We start from the raw sequence: 17,095 nt of genomic DNA, 5'->3' as shown, positions 1-17,095 counted from the left end.
GGAGTGTAATTTCGTGTCAGTAGAAAACGAAGTTCCCGAAGAGGAGACCGTTTCGCAGGTAGACCAGGTCGAGCAGGCCCCGGCAGAAGAAGCTCAGGTGGAAGCTCCGGTCCAGGCCGAAGAGGACGCGCCAGCTCCTGCCGCAGAGGGCGAAGAAGAGGCTCCGGTTTCGGAAGAGGTCGAAGAGGCTCCTGCTCAGGCTGAAGAGCAGGCTCCTGCCGACGCCAGCCAGGATGCAGCCGAGGCTGCCAAGCAGCTGCGTGAAGAGCTCGAATTCCTGCCCGGTTACTGGTACGTGCTGCACACCTACTCCGGTTACGAACGCCGCGTGAAGGCAAACCTGGAGCAGCGTATCCAGACTTTCAACATGGAAGATTTCATCTACCAGGTGGAAGTACCCATGGAGAAGGTCATCGAGATCAAGAACACCAACCGCAAGGTGGTTGACCGGGTTCGTATCCCGGGCTACGCCCTCGTGCGTATGGAATTGGTCGAGGAAAACCCCGACGCATGGCGCGTAGTTAAAGACACTCCGGCCGTTACTGGATTCGTGGGGGATCGCCAGGCTCCGGTGCCGCTCATGCTTGACGAGGCCGTGAACCTGCTCGCGCCTACACCCGAGTCCCAGGCTGCCGCCGAATTCGAGGCCGGCCAGGCCAAGCCTAAGAAGGAAGAACCCCTTCCCATCAAGGTCGACTACGAAGTTGGCGAATCCGTCACCGTTATCGACGGGCCATTCGCCACCATGCAGGGCACTATTTCCGAGATCATGCCCGAAAACCAGAAGCTCAAGGTGCTCGTTGTAATCTTCGAACGCGAGACCCCTGTCGAGCTTGGCTTCAACCAGGTAATGAAGTCGGCCTAACCCAAGTCTTTGCGTGAACTCACTCACGCAAGTCGCATTTTGGCGCCCTCGGGCGCTAAGATCGGTGTTTGTGCCCATCGCCAGGGCACGAATTGTAATCACATGAAGCGGGGCAACCCGCTTTACGCAATCAGATTGAGAAGGACCCAAAATGGCACCTAAGAAGAAGGTTGTCGGCCTGATCAAACTGCAGATCCAGGCAGGCGCCGCAAACCCGGCTCCTCCCGTCGGCCCGGCCCTAGGCCAGCACGGCGTGAACATCATGGAATTCTGCAAGGCCTATAACGCCGCTACTGAATCTCTCCGTGGCAACATCGTTCCCGTCGAAATCACCGTTTACGAGGATCGCTCGTTCACGTTCATCACCAAGACCCCGCCGGCTTCCCAGATGATCAAGAAGGCTGCGGGCCTCGACAAGGGTTCGGGCACCCCGAACACTGTCAAGGTGGGCAAGGTCACCATGGATCAGATCCGGGAAATTGCCCAGACCAAGAAGGAAGACCTGAACGCAAACGATCTGGATGCCGCATGCAAGATCATTGCTGGCACCGCTCGTTCCATGGGCATCACCGTCGAAGGTAAGTAGCCCCACTGAAAGATCCCGTAAAGGGGAGTGGAAGAGGTAGAGCACCTCGTTCACCACAACTGCAAGGAGAAGCAGAATGAAACGCTCTAAGAGCTACCGTTCCGCAGCTGAGAAGGTCCACAAGGGAGAGCTGTACGCCCCCCTCGAGGCCATGAAGCTGGCTAAAGAAACGTCCACCACTAAGTTCGATGCGACCGTCGAAGTTGTCATGCGTTTAGGTGTTGACCCGCGCAAGGCTGACCAGGCGGTTCGCGGCACTGTGTCCCTGCCGCACGGCACTGGCAAGACCCAGCGGGTCCTGGTCTTTGCTGCTGGCGAGCGTGCGCAGCAGGCTATCGATGCCGGCGCCGACGAAGTTGGCGCAGAAGAACTTATCGAAAAGGTTCAGAAGGGCTACACCGATTTTGACGTCGCTGTTGCCACTCCCGACATGATGGGCAAGGTCGGCCGCCTAGGCCGCGTGCTTGGTCCGCGTGGGCTCATGCCTAACCCGAAGACCGGCACTGTCACCATGAATGTCGAGAAGGCTGTCAAGGAAATTAAGGCTGGCCGTATCGAATACCGCGTTGACAAGCACTCCAACCTGGCATTCGCAATCGGCAAGGTCTCCTTCACCGCCGAGCAGCTGACCGAGAACTACGCGACCGTGCTGGATGAAATCCTGCGCGCGAAGCCGGCCTCCTCCAAGGGCCGTTACATCATCAAGGCCACCGTGTCCACCACCATGGGCCCCGGTATCCCGCTTGATGCTTCGCTAACTCGCGACCTGCTAGGCGACGCTCACTGAGCCTAACTAGCTGAAGAATGCCCCGGAGCTAGCCTCCGGGGCATTCGTATATCTATGGGTTCTTCTATCTATCGAATCTGCCGAGAGCTCTTACCGGGTAGGGTTTCCCCTAAGTTAGGTACTGCCGTATGATGTGTGGCCGTGAGTATTTCGCTGTGGGCCCTTATGTTGGCAGGATCGGCTGTAGCCGGTTGGATAGACGCGCTAATCGGTGGCGGTGGGCTGGTGCTGATACCGCTGATCATGTCTGCCATGCCGCAGCTGGCACCGGCGGTGGCATTGGCGTCGAATAAGCTGGCGGCCGTGTGCGGCACCGCCTCGGCGGCGGTGTCCCTGACGCGCAACGTGGGGGTTTCCAGGCAGCAGTTGATCAAATACGTGCCGATTGCCCTGATTTGCTCTGGGATTGGGGCGGCCGCAGCTTCCGCTATCAACTCCGACTACATGCGGCCCATAGTTATTGTGCTATTGCTGGCTTCAGGCACTTTCGTGGCACTGAAGCCCTCCTTCGGAAAAGAGATAGAAGGCGCTAGGAAGGCGAGCAAGAAAGGTCGCGTCCTCGCCCTAGTGCTGGTAGGCGTAGTAGGCGCCTACGACGGGCTTTTTGGTCCCGGAACCGGCATGTTCCTAATCATGGGTTTCACCGCTCTGCTCAGCCAGAGCTTCCTGAAGTCTGCCGCGCTAGCTAAGGTTGTAAACACCTGCACCAACATCGGGGGACTAATCGTTTTTGCCCTCGCCGGGCACATCTGGTGGACGCTGGGGCTCACCTTGGCCGTGGCCAACGTCATCGGCGCCCAAATTGGCGCGCGCACGGTAGTGAAAGGCGGCACCAGGCTGATCCGTTTTGCGCTGCTAACCATGGTCATAGTCATGTCCTGCTATCTCGGCTACCAACAGTGGCTAATGTAGCCTTGCGCACAAAGAAGCCCTACTCCTTGGAAGAGGTAGGTCAAGCTGCTACCCTAATAACTGCCCAAGACCGCAGGTGTCCGCAAAGCGTGGACTCAAATCCGGATGGAGCCGGCGTAGGTGACCTAGAAGCAACATAGCTTACTGCAGTTATTTGCCCCCGGCGCCTATGCCCGGGGTTTTTCTTTTACCCCCGAACTCCGGCCTGTGGCACGATCGGAAGGAGGGCCTATGGCAAGGCCTGAAAAGTCTGCGGCAATCGCCGAACTAGAGGAACTGTTCCGTTCCTCTAACGCGGTGCTGCTGACGGAATACCGTGGGCTTTCCGTGGAGCAGCTCAAGACGCTGCGCCGCTCGCTTACTGGTATTGCTACCTACTCCGTCGTGAAGAACACGCTTGCCCGTATCGCAGCCAAGAATGCTGGCGTGGAAGGCCTTAGCGAGGATCTGGTTGGTCCGACCGCTATTGCTTTCGTCAGCGGTGAAGCCGTAGATGCGGCAAAGGCACTGCGTGACTTCGCGAAGGAAAACGAAGCACTCGTAATCAAGAACGGTGTCATGGATGGCGCTGCTCTTACTGTTGAAGACGTCAAGAAGCTCGCTGACCTCGAGTCTCGCGAGGTTCTGCTGGCCAAGGCTGCCGGGGTCCTCAAGGCTCCTATCGCCAAGGCTGCGCAAGTCTTCAACGCGCCCGCCCTCAAGACGGTGCGCACCATCGATGCCCTGCGCGAGAAGCAGGAAAAGGCAGCCTAGTCTGCTACACCCCGACCTGAATAGGTCAAAAAAGAAAACCTCTGCTCGCGAAGCAGGACAAACCGAAAGGATGCCAAAATGGCTAAGCTCACTACCGACGAGCTACTCGATGCTTTCAAGGAAATGACCCTCATCGAAATCTCCGAATTCGTCAAGAAGTTCGAAGAAGAATTCGATGTTGAAGCTGCTGCTCCGGCCGCCGTTGCCGTTGCTGCTCCGGGTGCAGGCGATGCCCCCGCAGCCGAAGAGAAGACCGAATTCGACGTCGTCCTCGAATCCGCTGGCGACAAGAAGATCGCCGTCATCAAGGCTGTTCGCGCCGCTACTTCGCTCGGCCTGAAGGAAGCCAAGGACCTGGTTGACTCCGCTCCTAAGGCCATCCTGGAAGGCGCCCCGAAGGACAAGGCTGAAGAGCTCAAGGCTGCTCTGGAAGAGGCTGGCGGCACCGTCACCCTGAAGTAGTTTTCCTAAAAACTGCAAGCGTTCTGGTTGGCACCCTGCTTTGGCAGGGTGCCGCCTTGCGTTAACCGTGACTTTTCTTTGCTGGTAAGGCGGCGTGTAACCTTATGCATGTGAACAACTCTTCCCTAGAAGCCGGCCTGCTGGGGCCCGCAGAAGTACGTGACATCTGTGCCGCCTTGGGCGTGCAACCAACCAAAGTGTTGGGACAAAATTTTGTTCACGATGCCTCCACCGTACGTAAGATCGTGCGTGCGGCAGGTGACGTAGCTGGGATGCACGTGCTCGAGGTTGGTCCGGGCCTGGGCTCCTTGACACTGGCGCTGCTCGAGGCCGGAGCCGCGGTTACAGCAGTGGAAATCGATGCCCGCCTTGCTACCGCGTTGCCGCAGACGGTCTTGGCCCGGCAAAAGGAGGCGGCTGACAGGCTGCGCATCCTGCGCTCGGATGCCATGGAAGTAACCGAGCCACAGAAACTGTCGGCGGCTGTGCCGGTGGGGGATGCGCCCTCGGAAATATTTGATGAGCCGCCCACGTACATCGTGGCGAACCTGCCCTATAACGTGGCGGTGCCTGTACTGCTCACGCTGCTTGAAGCGTTGCCGACGGTGCAGACCGTGTTGGTAATGGTCCAGGCAGAGGTTGCAGATAGACTCGCTGCCGGGCCGGGAAGCCGCACCTACGGGGTGCCCTCGGTGAAGGCTGCCTGGTATGGGGACGTGGAGCGTGCCGGAACAGTCGGCCGCGGCGTATTTTGGCCCGTGCCGAACGTGGATTCTGCCCTTGTGCGGATCAGCCGCAAGCCCAGTCCAAAGGCGGATCGCTCGGCAGTGTTTGCACTGGTAGATGCCGCCTTCAACCAGCGGCGCAAGACACTGCGCCAAGCGCTCAAAAACTACTTCGGATCGGCAGCTAAGGCGGCAGAGGTATTAGAGAAGACGGGCATAGACCCGTCCCGGCGCGGAGAGACCCTGACCGTTGCCGATTTTGTGAAGATCTCGCAAGAGGCGGATTCGTGAAGGCTTCCGCACCCGGAAAACTAAACGTCACCCTTGCCTGCTCCAGCCCCGACGAGCGGGGCTACCATCCGCTGCGCACAGTGTTCATGGCAGTGGGCCTTCGCGAGGAAGTTGAGGTTATTCCTGCAGATAGGTGGAGCCTGCAGACCACCATGGTGGACAGTGCTGGAAATGAAATGCCGCTGCCCGCGGAACTATCCGCCCTCGCCCCGCAGGAAAACCTTGCTGTCAGGGCTGCTTCGGCCCTCTTGCAAAAAGCGGGCATCCGTGGGGCGGCACAGCTGCGGATCACCAAACGAGTGCCAGTCGCCGGGGGAATGGCCGGCGGTTCAGCCGATGCTGCCGCCGCGCTCGTGGCAACGGCAGCTACCTTTGCCATTGACCAGGATTACTCGGACCTAGCCCGGCAGCTGGGAGCCGATGTGCCCTTTGCGCTGGCTGGGAATGTCGCCCTCGGCACCGGCTATGGGGATCGGCTACAACCGATTGGGCAGGCGGCCGCGCGACATTGGGTGTTTGCGTCCGCGGCGGGGCAGGGGCTGTCCACGCCCACGGTGTTCCGCCGTTTTGACATGATGGGCCAGCCGCACACCCCGCCGTGGGCGCTGCCGGGAACCGCGGCAGGTCCCCTCGAAGAACAGTTGGCGAGCGCGCTAGCGGATCCGGATCCCCGCCCACTCGGGCAGCTGATGTTCAACGATCTACAGCCGGCCGCATTGGCGGAACGGCCCGCGCTGGCTCAGGTGATTGAGGTAGCCCGCGATAGCGGCGCACTGGGGGCGCAGGTATCCGGTTCCGGCCCAACAGTAGTGGCCCTGGCAGAAAATGGGGAGCAAGCCCGCAAGATTGGTTCAGCTTTAGAATCTTTGCCCCAGGTGGGACGCGTGGTCGTGATTACTGGTCCGGCTGGCGGCGCAAGGATTGAAAGGGAGTAGATGGCTCACTTATTAGGAGTGCAAGACGCAGGAACGCTAGCGGGGTCCCGCAAGATCCTCGCCGATTTTACGGCTGGAATTGCCGATGGGGACCGCATCGGCGTGCTGGGCCCGAACGGCGCTGGAAAATCTACGCTGCTGCGCTTGCTTGCCGGAACCCAGGAACTGGAGCAGGGGCTGCGCACCGTTACCGAGGGCGTCGACTTGCGCCTAGTAGGCCAGGTCGACCAGCCCGACCCGCAGGCGAGCGTTCGTGAGGTATTGCATGGCGATAGCCCGGAATATAAGTGGGCTTCTGATCCCGATGTGCGCTCGATCCATGAGGGGCTACTTTCTGGGATTTCGCTGCAGGCCCGCACCGGGGAGCTTTCTGGCGGGCAAAGGCGCCGGGTATGCCTAGCGGCCGCCCTCGTAGCGAAGCCTACGATTTTGCTGCTGGACGAGCCGACCAACCATTTGGATGTCGAGGGCGTAGCTTGGCTGGCCCAGTACTTGCGCAACCATCGTTCCAATACCGGAGCACTGGTGGTAGTCACCCACGATAGGTGGTTCCTAGACGCTGTCTGCTCCTACATTTGGGAGGTCGTTCCCGGCGTCGATCCGGGCTACGGTAAACCGCAGATCCCCGGGCACGTAGAAATCTACGAGGGCTCCTATGCCGCCTACATTTTGGCCAGGGAGGAACGTGCTCACTCGGCGCAGGTTGCCGCTGAAAAGAGGCAGAACGCCTTGCGCAAGGAGCTGGCATGGTTGCGCCGAGGAGCCCCGGCCCGCACTTCCAAACCGAAATTTCGCATTGAGGCTGCCGAGGCACTGATCGCGAACGTCCCGCCGCCCCGCGACAAGGTGGAGCTGGTATCCATGGCCACCTCCCGCCTGGGCAAGCGGGTCATCGATCTAGAGGACGTGTCGTTCGCCTACCCGGATTCCGAACCGATCATCAAAGATGTCACCTGGCGGCTGGCTCCAGGGGAGCGCGTAGGGATCGTTGGCGTGAACGGCGCCGGGAAGACCACTTTGCTGCGGCTACTTAGAGGCGAATTGGAACCTACCAGTGGGCACATTCGCCGCGGGAAAACAGTCCAGCTTGCCACGTTGTCGCAGGCCACCCACGAACTGGATGCGTTGGCGGAGCGGCGCGTGGTCGAAGCAGTAGCGGATGTAAAACAGTCCATTCAAGTGGCAGGCAAGGAAGTAACCGCCACCCAGCTAGTAGAGCGACTGGGCTTTACCAGGGAACGGGCTTGGACGCGCATCGCAGAAATTTCAGGTGGGGAGCGCCGCCGCCTGCAGCTGATGCGACTACTGATGGCCGAACCGAATGTGCTGCTACTGGACGAGCCCACTAACGACTTGGATACTGACACGCTCGCCCAGATGGAGGACCTGCTGGACTCCTTCCCGGGCACCCTAGTAGTGGTTTCCCACGATCGCTACCTGCTCGAGCGAGCCACCGACCACCAGATGGCACTCCTACCTTCGGGAGCGCTCGCGGATCTGCCAGGGGGAGTGGAACAGTATTTGGCGATGCGCGAGGGGCAGGTGGAAAAGCAGGCGCCCGCGCCGAAGAAGCAGAATACGGATGCGGCAGCCCAGTACGCGGCACGCAAACAGGCGCGTTCGCTAGAGCGAAAACTGGATAAGTCCCGCGCACAAATAGCCAAGGTGGAGCAGGAAATGGCTGCCTTGTCGGCCTCTCTGTCCCCGCAGGACGTGGCAAAGCTAGCCGAGCTCAACAAGAAGTTGCAGCAGATGCAGGCGGGCCAGGATCAGCTGGAAGAAGAGTGGTTGGAGGCTGCCGAGAAGGCCGAAGGTAACTAGTCCGTTTCAGTTACCGTCACCAGCTTCGGGTCGGGGCGCATCCCGCGCAACCCATACCAGGCCAGGTTGATGACGTGCGCGGCGACGGTCTGTTTGTCGGCGCTGCGCTCTTCTAACCACCACTGGCCGACCTGCGAGACGATTCCGACCAGCATTTGCGCGTACATTGGCGAGGGTGTGGGGTCTAGTCCCACCGCCTCTAGGGTTTGCGCCAGCAGGTACTCGGCCTTTACCGCAACGTCTCCCATGATCGAAGAATAGGGTCCGGTCGACTGCGACACTGGTGAGTCGCGCATCAGCAGGCGGAATCCGTCCTCGTTGTCTTCAATGTAGGTGAGTAGGGCGATGGTGGAAGATTCGACCATGGCCCGCGGCGAGGTAGCAGACTCTAGCGCCCCAATGATTGCTTTGGTTAAAGAGGAGACCTCGCGGTCAACGATCACCGCGTACAGCCCTTCTTTGCCGCCGAAGTGCTCGTAGATAACTGGTTTGGAGACCTTAGCCGCGGCAGCGACCTCTTCTACCGAGGTGGCCTGAAAGCCGCGCGAGGCGAAAATGGGGCGGGCGATAGAGATAAGTTGTTCGCGCCTTTCCAGACCGGTCATGCGCGCCTTCGACACCAAAATTCCGCCCTCCCAAGAGTGTGACTTTAGTCCAGCAGTTTTTACTATAGAGAAAAACATGGCATGCTTGAACCATTCCGCCCTAGTGTAATGGCAGCACGCGGGTTTTTGGTACCTACAGTCCGGGTTCGAGTCCTGGGGGCGGAGCTGCCAGCAAATGCTGGTGCTGCAAAGCAAAAAATCGGGGGACAACGTGGAACGCACGGTAATCATTTTGGCCGCCGGCCAGGGCAAACGAATGCGCTCAGCCCTACCAAAAGTTCTCCACGAAATGGGTGACAAAACACTGCTGGGACATGCCGTAGCCGCAGCCCAGGGAATCAATCCAGATCGACTTTGTGTGGTGGTACGCCACGAGCGCGACCAGGTAGTCGCACACATCAACCAGATTGCACCCGAGGCCGTAGTAGCCGACCAAGACGAAATCCCAGGCACCGGTCGAGCCGTGGCCTGCGCCCTCGAAAAACTTGCTGAAACCAAACCTGTCACCGGTACCTGCGTGGTCACCTCGGGGGACGTGCCCCTCTTAGAATCGCAGACGCTTTCCGCTTTGGTTGCCGCCCATGAAGAGGCCGGCGCAGCGGTTACCCTGCTTTCCACAAAAGTCGCAGACCCCACCGGATACGGACGCATCCTGCGCGATGCAGACGGCAATGTGAAGGGAATCGTAGAACACCGCGATGCCAGCTCCGCGCAGCTGGTAATAAACGAGATAAATGCGGGAATATACGCTTTTGATGCCGAATTCCTTCAGGCCGCATTACAGAACTTGGACACGGATAACGACCAGGGCGAGGTTTACTTGACGGATACCGTCGCAATCGCCGTGAAAGACGGATTGGGGGCGGCGGCCCACATCCTTGCAGATTCGGTCCAAGCAGAAGGCGTCAATACACCCGAACAGCTGGGTGCTTTGGCTAAGATTTATGCGGAGCGGCGTTCGCGCCGCTAGGCAGGGCAAGGCAACAAAACTTTAGAAGGGACCAGTCGATGACAGGCATCATCTCCTCCGGCGAGAAACGACTAGTAGTTGTTTCAGGACGGGCTTACCCGGAATTGGCGGAGGCAGTGGCAAAGGAGCTGAAAACTGAACTGCTTCCCACCACGGCATACGACTTCGCGAACGGGGAAATTTACGTTCGTTTCAACGAATCGGTGCGCGGTGCGGACGCGTTCGTAATTCAGTCCTACACCCAGGATTTGAACAAGTGGCTGGTTGAGCAGCTGATCATGGTTGACGCCCTTAAGCGTGCTTCCGCGAAGCGCATTACCGTGGTGGCGCCCTCTTACCCCTATGCCCGCCAGGACAAGAAGCATCAGGGCCGCGAACCTATTTCCGCCCGCCTGGTCGCTGACCTGTTCAAGACGGCAGGCGCCGACCGCATCATGTCGGTGGATCTGCACGCCTCGCAGTCGCAGGGCTTCTTCAACGGCCCGCTGGACCACCTCTATGCCATGCCCGTACTGGTCGACTACGTGAAGACTCGCGTTGGCGCCGACAAGGATAAGATCACCGTTGTGTCCCCGGATGCCGGCCGCGTTCGCGTTGCCGAGAAGTGGGCAAATCGCCTGGGCGGTTGCTCGTTGGCGTTCGTGCACAAGACTCGCGACACCACCAAGCCGAATCATGCAGTAGCTAACCGAGTTGTAGGCGAGGTCGAAGGCAAGCACTGCGTGCTGGTCGACGACATGATCGATACCGGCGGCACCATCGCCGAGGCGGTCAAGGTGCTGCTGGCCTCCGGTGCAGCAGATGTGATCGTTGCTGCTACGCACGGCATCCTGTCGGATCCGGCTACGCAGCGGCTATCTGAGTGCGGCGCCCGCGAAGTGGTAGTTACCAACACCCTGCCGATCGAGGGCTCCAAGCGTTTCGACAAGCTCACTGTCCTGTCGATTGCCCCGTTGCTGGCGCGTGCGATCAAGGAAGTTTTCGACGACGGTTCGGTCACCTCGTTGTTCGACGGCCCCGTAGCTTAGTTTTAGGTTGCTGCCCTCCCCGCCAAGGGGAGGGCAGCGGCGTTTAATGTGAGACTGCCCGCGCTCGTTGCTTCGGTGGCCACCAGCAAGTTAGACTATGTGAGTTGCCTCGGCGAGGGAGGTCAGTTGACACTCCGTTATCGACGCGGCCGCAGGAAACCCTGCGTCCTCCGGGGCCACTACTACCCGAAAGGACATCATGGCTGAAAACAAGCTTGAAGCTACCGTTCGCTCTGACTTTGGTAAGGGCTACGCCCGCCGCGCCCGTGCAGCCGGCCGTATTCCCGCCGTCATCTACGGTGGCAAGGATAAGAAGACCACTCACGTGAGCCTGCCGGCACACGAGACCTTCCTGATCGTGAAGGACAACGCCAACGCTCTGGTCGAACTCGATATCGATGGCACCGAGCAGCTGGCACTGGTTAAGGACATTCAGCGTCACCCGGTTCGCTGGGATATCCTTCACCTGGATCTGCTCGCCGTTACCCGCGACGAGAAGGTTAACGTTGAGGTTCCGCTCGAAGTCGAGGGCGAGCCGGCTCCCGGCCTCACCCACGTGCAGGAAACCTTCGAACTGCCCGTCATTGCTCCGGCTATCGCAATTCCGGAGTACTTGGTTGTCAACATCGAGGGCCTGGAAGCCGACGTCACTGTTCGCGCAGAAGACATCAAGCTGCCCGAGGGCGTCGAGCTTGACATTGAACCTGATGCCGAGATCCTGACCGTTCGCGAGCCCGAGGAAGTTGACATTCCCGAGCCCGAGGCCGGCGAGGAGTCCGAAGGCGAAGCTGAGGGCGAGTCCGAAGGCGAAGCTGAGGGCGAATCCGAAGAATAAGAATCGCGATAGAATCCGGGGCGGGGGACTGCCCCGGATTTTTGTTGCCCTGGGAGGGAAAGAATTATGACTTGGTTGGTTGTTGGGCTTGGCAATCCCGGGCAAAAGTATGAGCGGACGCGCCATTCTGTTGGCCACATGGTGATAAATGCGGCAGCTGAAAAGTTTGGCGGCACTTTGAAGAAGCATCGCGCCGGCGCATTCTTGGCTGAGCCGCGCGTGGGCACTATGCCCGGGGGCGCGCCCGGTCCGAAGACGATGCTGGCTACCCTTACCTGTTTCATGAACGTGTCGGGCGGGCCGGTGGCTCAGCTATGCAAGTACTACGATGTGCCGGCGGACAAGCTGCTTGTGGTACATGACGATCTGGACTTGCCGGATGGGCAGTTGCGTCTGAAGGTTGGCGGTGGCGAGGGCGGCCACAACGGCCTGCGTTCTATTTCGAAATCTTTGGGAACGAAGCACTATGCCAGGTTGCGCGTTGGTATTGGCCGGCCGCAGGGCAGGCAAGATCCTGCCGACTACGTGTTGGCTCCCGTAGCGGGGAAGGCTCTTACGGAGCTCGAGGTGACGGTCGCTCGGGCTGTTGATGTAATAGAAGATATTGTGACCACTGATTTTTTGGGGGCGCAGATGCGTCTTCACTCTAATGGCTAGGTTTTATGAGTATTTCTAAGTCGCGTCTTGCAGGGGTTCGTCAGCAGGTAGCCGGGCTTGTTCCGGAGTTGGATACTAACTACCCGCATTTTGTGCTAACCGCGCCTAAGGGGGTCCGTCCTCCGTTGGTGGATTTGTTAGCGCGGCGCAATGAGTCTTTGACCGTGGTGGTTACCGCTTCGGGCAGGGATGCCGAGGTACTTGAGGCACAGCTGGGCAACTACACCGATGGGGTGGCGGTGTTTCCATCCTGGGAGACTTTGCCACACGAACAGCTCTCTCCTAGATCTGACACTATGGCCAAGAGGGCGCAGGTGTTGCGGCGGCTGCTGCACCCGATCCAGGGCGACCCGCACACCCCGCCGGTGAAGATTTTGTTGCTGCCGGTGCGGGCGCTGCTGCAGCCGCTCACTAAGAGCCTTGCCGAGGTGGAACCGGTTGTGGTGCACGAGGGCGATAGCGTTTCCCCGGCAGCTTTGGTGGCACGGCTGCTGGAGCTGGGCTATACCCGCACTGATCTGGTGGAACGTCGCGGCGAGGTGGCCGTGCGCGGCGGTTTGGTAGACGTTTTTCCTCCTACCGAATCACATCCGCTGCGACTGGAGTTTTTTGGCGACGACGTAGACGAGATCCGCACTTTCGCGGTGTCGGATCAGCGCACTATCGAGAAGGCTGCATCAGGGTTATGGGCACCGCCGTGCCGCGAATTGCTGTTGACTGAATCGGTACGGGAGCGGGCGGCATCGCTGCAGAATTCGCTGCCGGGTTTCGCCGAGATGTTGGAGCGGCTGAGCCAGGGCACCGCAACTGAGGGCATGGAAGTACTTATGCCCGTGTTGAAGGATGACATGACGCCGCTGGCCAAGTTGTTGCCAGAAGATGCACTATTTATTGCGGACGATCCGGAGCGCATTGAGGCGCGTAGTACGGACCTGCTGAAGATGACTGCCGAATTCATGGAGGCAGCCTGGTCCTCGGCGGCGGCGGGCGGCAAGGTGCCGTTTTCGGTTCGCGAGCTTCCATTCGAAAATATCGAGGACACGAAGGAATTGATCCTGCAGCGAGGCATGCGCTGGTGGGAGCTCACTTCGCTGCGCGCTTCCGGAGACGATGGGATCCCTACCGCCGAGGTCGCAGCTACAGAACCAGCTGCGTATCGGGGCGATGCGCGCAAGCTGGGTAAGGATTTGAAGGAATGGATCTCTAGTGGGTGGCAGGTAGTGTGTGCCACTCCGGGCGCTGGCGGTGCCGCTAGGTTGCAGGCGCGCCTTGCCGAGATCCAGATCCCGGCGCGCATGGTAGAGCAGATTGATGCCGAGCCGTTTACCGAACCTGTGGTTCGGGTGATCCCCGCCGCGGTGCAAAATGGTTTCGTTTCGGAAAAAGCCCATTTCGTGCTGCTTTCCGAGGCCGACATCACGGGTAAGTCCCGGGCGAATGTAGGGGTAAAGAACAAGGTTCCGGCCCGCCGAAAGAAGGGTGTGGATCCGCTTGCGCTGCAGGCAGGCGACTACATTGTGCACGAGCAGCACGGAGTGGGCCGCTTCATCGAATTGGCAACGCGCACAATGGGCCGGGGCAAGGATCAGGTTACGCGCGAATACCTGGTAGTCGAGTATGCGCCCTCGAAAAAGGGAAGGCCCACAGACCGCCTGTGGGTGCCTACTGATTCGCTGGATCTGGTTAGTAAGTACACCGGAGGCGAGACCCCGCAGCTGTCCAAGATGGGCGGCTCTGATTGGGCCAAGACCAAGGCGAAGGCGCGGAAGGCAACGCGCAAGATTGCTGCGGAGCTGATTCGTCTCTACGCTGCTAGGCAGGCTACGAAGGGGCACGCATTTGCTCCGGATACGCCGTGGCAGCATCAGCTCGAAGATTCTTTCGAATATGTTGAAACCCCTGATCAGCTGACGGTGATTGACGAGATAAAGGCCGACATGGAAAAGCCTGCGCCGATGGACAGGTTGCTGTCCGGAGACGTGGGCTACGGCAAAACTGAGATTGCTATTAGGGCGGCTTTCAAGGCAGTACAGGATTCGAAGCAGGTGGCGGTGCTGGTGCCCACCACCTTACTGGTGCAGCAGCATTTCGAGACTTTTTCAGAACGCTATGCGGGCTTCCCGGTGAAGGTGGCTGCGCTGTCGCGGTTTACGTCGAAGAAAGAGGCCGAACATATTAAGGATGACCTGCTTGCGGGCAAGATTGACGTGGTGATCGGCACGCATTCGCTGGTTACCGGCCAGGTGCGTTTCAAGGACCTGGGGCTGGTGATCATCGACGAGGAACAGCGCTTTGGTGTCGAACACAAAGAGACTCTGAAGCAGCTGCGCACTAACGTGGATGTGCTGTCTATGTCGGCAACTCCGATTCCGCGCACGCTAGAAATGGCGGTCACCGGGATCCGCGAGATGTCTACCCTTGCTACTCCTCCCGAGGAACGCCACCCGGTGCTTACCTATGTTGGGCGGTATACCAATAGCCAGGTGAAGGCCGCGATTAGACGCGAGATGTTGCGTGACGGGCAGACTTTCTTTGTGCATAATCGAGTGGATTCCATTTCTAAGGTGGCTGCCGATATTGCCGAGTTGGTGCCTGAGGCACGGGTTGGCATTGCCCACGGCAAGATGTCAGAGAGCCAGCTGGAATCGGTCATCATGGACTTTTGGAATCGCGATTTGGATGTGCTGGTTTGCACTACGATTGTCGAAACCGGGCTGGATATTTCTAACGCCAACACGCTGATTGTGGACCGTGCTGACCGGATGGGACTGTCGCAATTGCACCAGCTGCGCGGCCGCGTAGGACGAGGGCGGGAACGCGCTTACGCCTACTTCTTGTATCCGGGGGATAAGCCGCTTACAGAGACGGCGCATCAGCGGCTTTCTACTATTGCGGCTAACACGGACCTGGGTGCCGGTACGGCAGTGGCAATGAAGGATTTGGAGATCCGAGGTGCGGGCAACCTGTTGGGTGGGGAGCAGTCTGGCCATATTGCCGGCATTGGTTTTGACCTGTACGTGCGGATGGTTTCCGAGGCTGTTGCGGAATTCCGCGGAGAGGAGAGCGCTCCGAAGGAAGAGGTCAAGATCGAGGTGCCGATCGACGCTCACGTGCCCGAGGATTACGTGCAGGGCGAGCGGCTGCGCATGGAGATCTATGCCAAGCTTGCCTCTGCGCAGAACGCGGAGGAGCGGCAGAGCGTGCGGGCCGAATTGGAAGACCGCTATGGTCCGCTGCCGGCTCCCGTACTTCGGCTGTTTGCCGTGGCGCAGCTTCGCGAGAAGGCACGCCAGGCGGGCGTCAGCGATATTGCCATGCAGGGCAAGTACGTGCGGTTCGCCCCGGTAGAGCTGGCAGATTCGCAGATGATGCGGCTTCGCCGAATCCATCCGGGGACGGTCATGAAGCCCGCTGTCCGGCAGGTGTTAGTGCCCGCTCCGACCGACGGCAAGATTGGCGGTTCCAAGATCGTGGGCTTGCAGTTGCTCGAATGGATTGAGCAGGTGCTGGTGTTGGTATCGACCAAGGTCTCGACGCTGAATGCTGACCCGAACACGGGAGCAAAAGACTGACGGAAATTAGGTACACGATCCTTTTGTGATTAGGGCGTGCATCTATGCTGTTTTGGTTCTTTTGCGAAATTACGAGGGCGAATTTTTCGGGTTCACTATGCCCGAAACACAATTTTTGTGACAATATGTCTCAAAAAAATTGCCCGCTCTGAAGAAGCTGAAAGTGTAGGGCATAAATCCCGGTTCTACTGTGTGGTCGGGCAGACACTTGGCTCGTAACCATGTATTCGAGCAATGGATTCGTTGGTGACTTTGATTCACGGTATGGAGAAGTTGAAGGCAGAGGATCCGGAGTCGCCTCAGCTGGCCCTTGCTGGAAAGTATCAGCGCAAAGCCAGCATCTACTTGTACTACATCTATTCCGAGAACTCGCACGGTGCTCACGCTCCTTACTATGCCCAAGAAATCTTGAATAAGTCCTTGGATGCATCCGGGAAGGGGCAGCTGGCACTGAATAGGGCAAGCGAATCCCACCTAGCAGCTTCCGAGGTTGCTCAACGCCATAGCAAGGAAATAGCTAATCGTAAATGAACAGTCAGGACGACGCGTCGCGAGCATCTTTGAAACTCGATCCTGAACAAAGACAGGATTTACAGGAACTGATGGAGTAGGCCCCGCCCTCGTTGGAAGGGTGGGTACGCCAGCAGAGGAGGCAGTATCTGAACCCGGCCCCTAGGAAGGTTGAGCAAGCTCCCGAGGATTTTGCGGCCGCGGAGCTTGGCGAAGATATAGATAAGCCGGTGCTGCGGCGGAAGAACAAGCCCAAGAGCGCTACCCGCAAGGTGGGTGCTGTACCCAAGGTGCTTCTTTCCCTGATCCTTGTAGCAGGGATAGTAACGGGAGTGTACTGGATAGGCCATCCAGGCTCTTCCACGCAGACCCCGCACGCCGGCATGTCGAATGTTCATGCGCAAAGCCAAGGCAAGAGCGAAGCGCAAAAGAAGGCCGACCTGGATCGAGTACAGCAGCTAAAGGTGGGCCTACTCGACAAGCCGAATGACGCGGACGCACTGCTGGAACTCGGAGTGCTGCAGCTCGGATTGAACGACCCCGATGGGGCCCGAGAAGCATGGAAGAAGGTGTTGAAGATAGACCCGAACCGGGTCGAGGCTTTCTATAATTTGGGCTTCTATTACATGTTGCAAACTCCGCCGCAGACTATCAAGGCAGAGCAGATGTGGCAAAAGGTAATCCAGAAGGCGCCGGATTTTGACATGGCGGCTACCATCAAGATGCACAGGAAATACCTGGGGCAAAATGGTTCGCAATCTATTAAAGAAAACTAAGCCTT

At 59.0% G+C, this 17,095-nt stretch carries 18 protein-coding genes and 1 tRNA gene; 18 read left to right on the top strand and 1 reads right to left on the bottom strand.

All coding sequences use genetic code 11. From position 1 onward, the window contains the following. Nucleotides 1-13: 13 nt before the first annotated feature. The 10 genes from nusG to AC1EKG_RS06830 all read left to right on the top strand — a co-directional run bounded on the left by nusG (nucleotide 14) and on the right by AC1EKG_RS06830 (nucleotide 8,137). Nucleotides 14-865, top strand: a complete 852-nt coding sequence (nusG, locus tag AC1EKG_RS06875; RefSeq protein ID WP_004807400.1) for a transcription termination/antitermination protein NusG — start codon at nucleotides 14-16, stop codon at nucleotides 863-865. A gap of 151 nt (nucleotides 866-1,016) precedes the next feature. Then, nucleotides 1,017-1,451, top strand: a complete 435-nt coding sequence (gene rplK / locus AC1EKG_RS06870) for a 50S ribosomal protein L11 (RefSeq protein ID WP_004807402.1) — start codon at nucleotides 1,017-1,019, stop codon at nucleotides 1,449-1,451. 76 nt (nucleotides 1,452-1,527) lie between these two features. Further along, nucleotides 1,528-2,238: a 50S ribosomal protein L1 gene (rplA, locus tag AC1EKG_RS06865; protein ID WP_004807404.1), complete on the top strand. Its 711-nt coding sequence runs from the start codon at nucleotides 1,528-1,530 to the stop codon at nucleotides 2,236-2,238. 141 nt (nucleotides 2,239-2,379) lie between these two features. Continuing rightward, nucleotides 2,380-3,150: a TSUP family transporter gene (locus AC1EKG_RS06860; protein ID WP_196793462.1), complete on the top strand. Its 771-nt coding sequence runs from the start codon at nucleotides 2,380-2,382 to the stop codon at nucleotides 3,148-3,150. Beyond that, nucleotides 3,138-3,290, top strand: a complete 153-nt coding sequence (locus AC1EKG_RS06855) for a hypothetical protein (RefSeq protein ID WP_176744649.1) — start codon at nucleotides 3,138-3,140, stop codon at nucleotides 3,288-3,290. Before AC1EKG_RS06860 ends, AC1EKG_RS06855 begins: the two co-directional genes overlap by 13 nt. Nucleotides 3,291-3,381: 91 nt before the next feature. Next, the gene (rplJ, locus tag AC1EKG_RS06850; protein WP_004807409.1) at nucleotides 3,382-3,903 is read left to right on the top strand and encodes a 50S ribosomal protein L10; all 522 of its coding nucleotides are present in this window, start codon (nucleotides 3,382-3,384) and stop codon (nucleotides 3,901-3,903) included. Between the two features lie 78 nt (nucleotides 3,904-3,981). Further along, a complete protein-coding gene (gene rplL, locus AC1EKG_RS06845; RefSeq protein ID WP_004807411.1) occupies nucleotides 3,982-4,365 on the top strand; it encodes a 50S ribosomal protein L7/L12 in 384 nt (127 codons plus the stop codon). Between the two features lie 104 nt (nucleotides 4,366-4,469). Then, entirely contained in the window at nucleotides 4,470-5,381 is a 912-nt protein-coding gene (rsmA, locus tag AC1EKG_RS06840; RefSeq protein WP_004807413.1) for a 16S rRNA (adenine(1518)-N(6)/adenine(1519)-N(6))-dimethyltransferase RsmA, read from the top strand. Beyond that, nucleotides 5,378-6,316 (top strand): GHMP family kinase ATP-binding protein, encoded by a 939-nt coding sequence (locus tag AC1EKG_RS06835; RefSeq protein WP_004807415.1) that lies wholly within the window; start codon nucleotides 5,378-5,380, stop codon nucleotides 6,314-6,316. The genes rsmA and AC1EKG_RS06835 overlap by 4 nt, the downstream gene beginning before the upstream one ends. Beyond that, on the top strand, nucleotides 6,317-8,137 hold the full coding sequence (locus AC1EKG_RS06830) for an ABC-F family ATP-binding cassette domain-containing protein (protein ID WP_004807416.1): 1,821 nt from the start codon (nucleotides 6,317-6,319) through the stop codon (nucleotides 8,135-8,137). On the opposite strand, the gene AC1EKG_RS06825 is transcribed toward AC1EKG_RS06830, so the two are convergent. Further along, complete coding sequence (locus AC1EKG_RS06825) at nucleotides 8,134-8,742, bottom strand: TetR/AcrR family transcriptional regulator (protein ID WP_040315344.1); 609 nt, start codon at nucleotides 8,740-8,742, stop codon at nucleotides 8,134-8,136. The two genes, AC1EKG_RS06830 and AC1EKG_RS06825, sit on opposite strands and share 4 nt — an antisense overlap. A 94-nt stretch (nucleotides 8,743-8,836) precedes the next feature. Here AC1EKG_RS06825 and AC1EKG_RS06820 point away from each other — a divergent pair. The 8 genes from AC1EKG_RS06820 (at nucleotide 8,837) to AC1EKG_RS06785 (ending at nucleotide 17,090) form a co-directional block, all read left to right on the top strand. Continuing rightward, nucleotides 8,837-8,907 (top strand) — tRNA-Gln (locus AC1EKG_RS06820). A 46-nt stretch (nucleotides 8,908-8,953) separates the two neighbouring features. After that, complete coding sequence (locus tag AC1EKG_RS06815; RefSeq protein ID WP_481067791.1) at nucleotides 8,954-9,712, top strand: sugar phosphate nucleotidyltransferase; 759 nt, start codon at nucleotides 8,954-8,956, stop codon at nucleotides 9,710-9,712. Between the two features lie 38 nt (nucleotides 9,713-9,750). Next, entirely contained in the window at nucleotides 9,751-10,740 is a 990-nt protein-coding gene (locus tag AC1EKG_RS06810) for a ribose-phosphate diphosphokinase (RefSeq protein ID WP_004807422.1), read from the top strand. 199 nt (nucleotides 10,741-10,939) lie between these two features. Continuing rightward, nucleotides 10,940-11,575 (top strand): 50S ribosomal protein L25/general stress protein Ctc, encoded by a 636-nt coding sequence (locus tag AC1EKG_RS06805; RefSeq protein WP_004807424.1) that lies wholly within the window; start codon nucleotides 10,940-10,942, stop codon nucleotides 11,573-11,575. A 66-nt stretch (nucleotides 11,576-11,641) separates the two neighbouring features. Further along, the gene (gene pth / locus AC1EKG_RS06800) at nucleotides 11,642-12,232 is read left to right on the top strand and encodes an aminoacyl-tRNA hydrolase (protein ID WP_004807426.1); all 591 of its coding nucleotides are present in this window, start codon (nucleotides 11,642-11,644) and stop codon (nucleotides 12,230-12,232) included. Nucleotides 12,233-12,237: 5 nt separating this feature from the next. Beyond that, nucleotides 12,238-15,804: a transcription-repair coupling factor gene (mfd, locus tag AC1EKG_RS06795; RefSeq protein WP_004807427.1), complete on the top strand. Its 3,567-nt coding sequence runs from the start codon at nucleotides 12,238-12,240 to the stop codon at nucleotides 15,802-15,804. A gap of 234 nt (nucleotides 15,805-16,038) precedes the next feature. Continuing rightward, nucleotides 16,039-16,335: an ammonia-forming cytochrome c nitrite reductase subunit c552 gene (locus AC1EKG_RS06790; RefSeq protein WP_141740547.1), complete on the top strand. Its 297-nt coding sequence runs from the start codon at nucleotides 16,039-16,041 to the stop codon at nucleotides 16,333-16,335. A gap of 92 nt (nucleotides 16,336-16,427) precedes the next feature. After that, complete coding sequence (locus AC1EKG_RS06785; protein ID WP_004807432.1) at nucleotides 16,428-17,090, top strand: tetratricopeptide repeat protein; 663 nt, start codon at nucleotides 16,428-16,430, stop codon at nucleotides 17,088-17,090. Nucleotides 17,091-17,095 lie beyond the last annotated feature (5 nt).

Source organism: Winkia sp. C0117E2, from assembly GCF_056590455.1.
The sequence above is the reverse complement of the archived record's forward strand: the minus strand, read 5'-3'. Positions and strand labels throughout refer to the sequence as shown.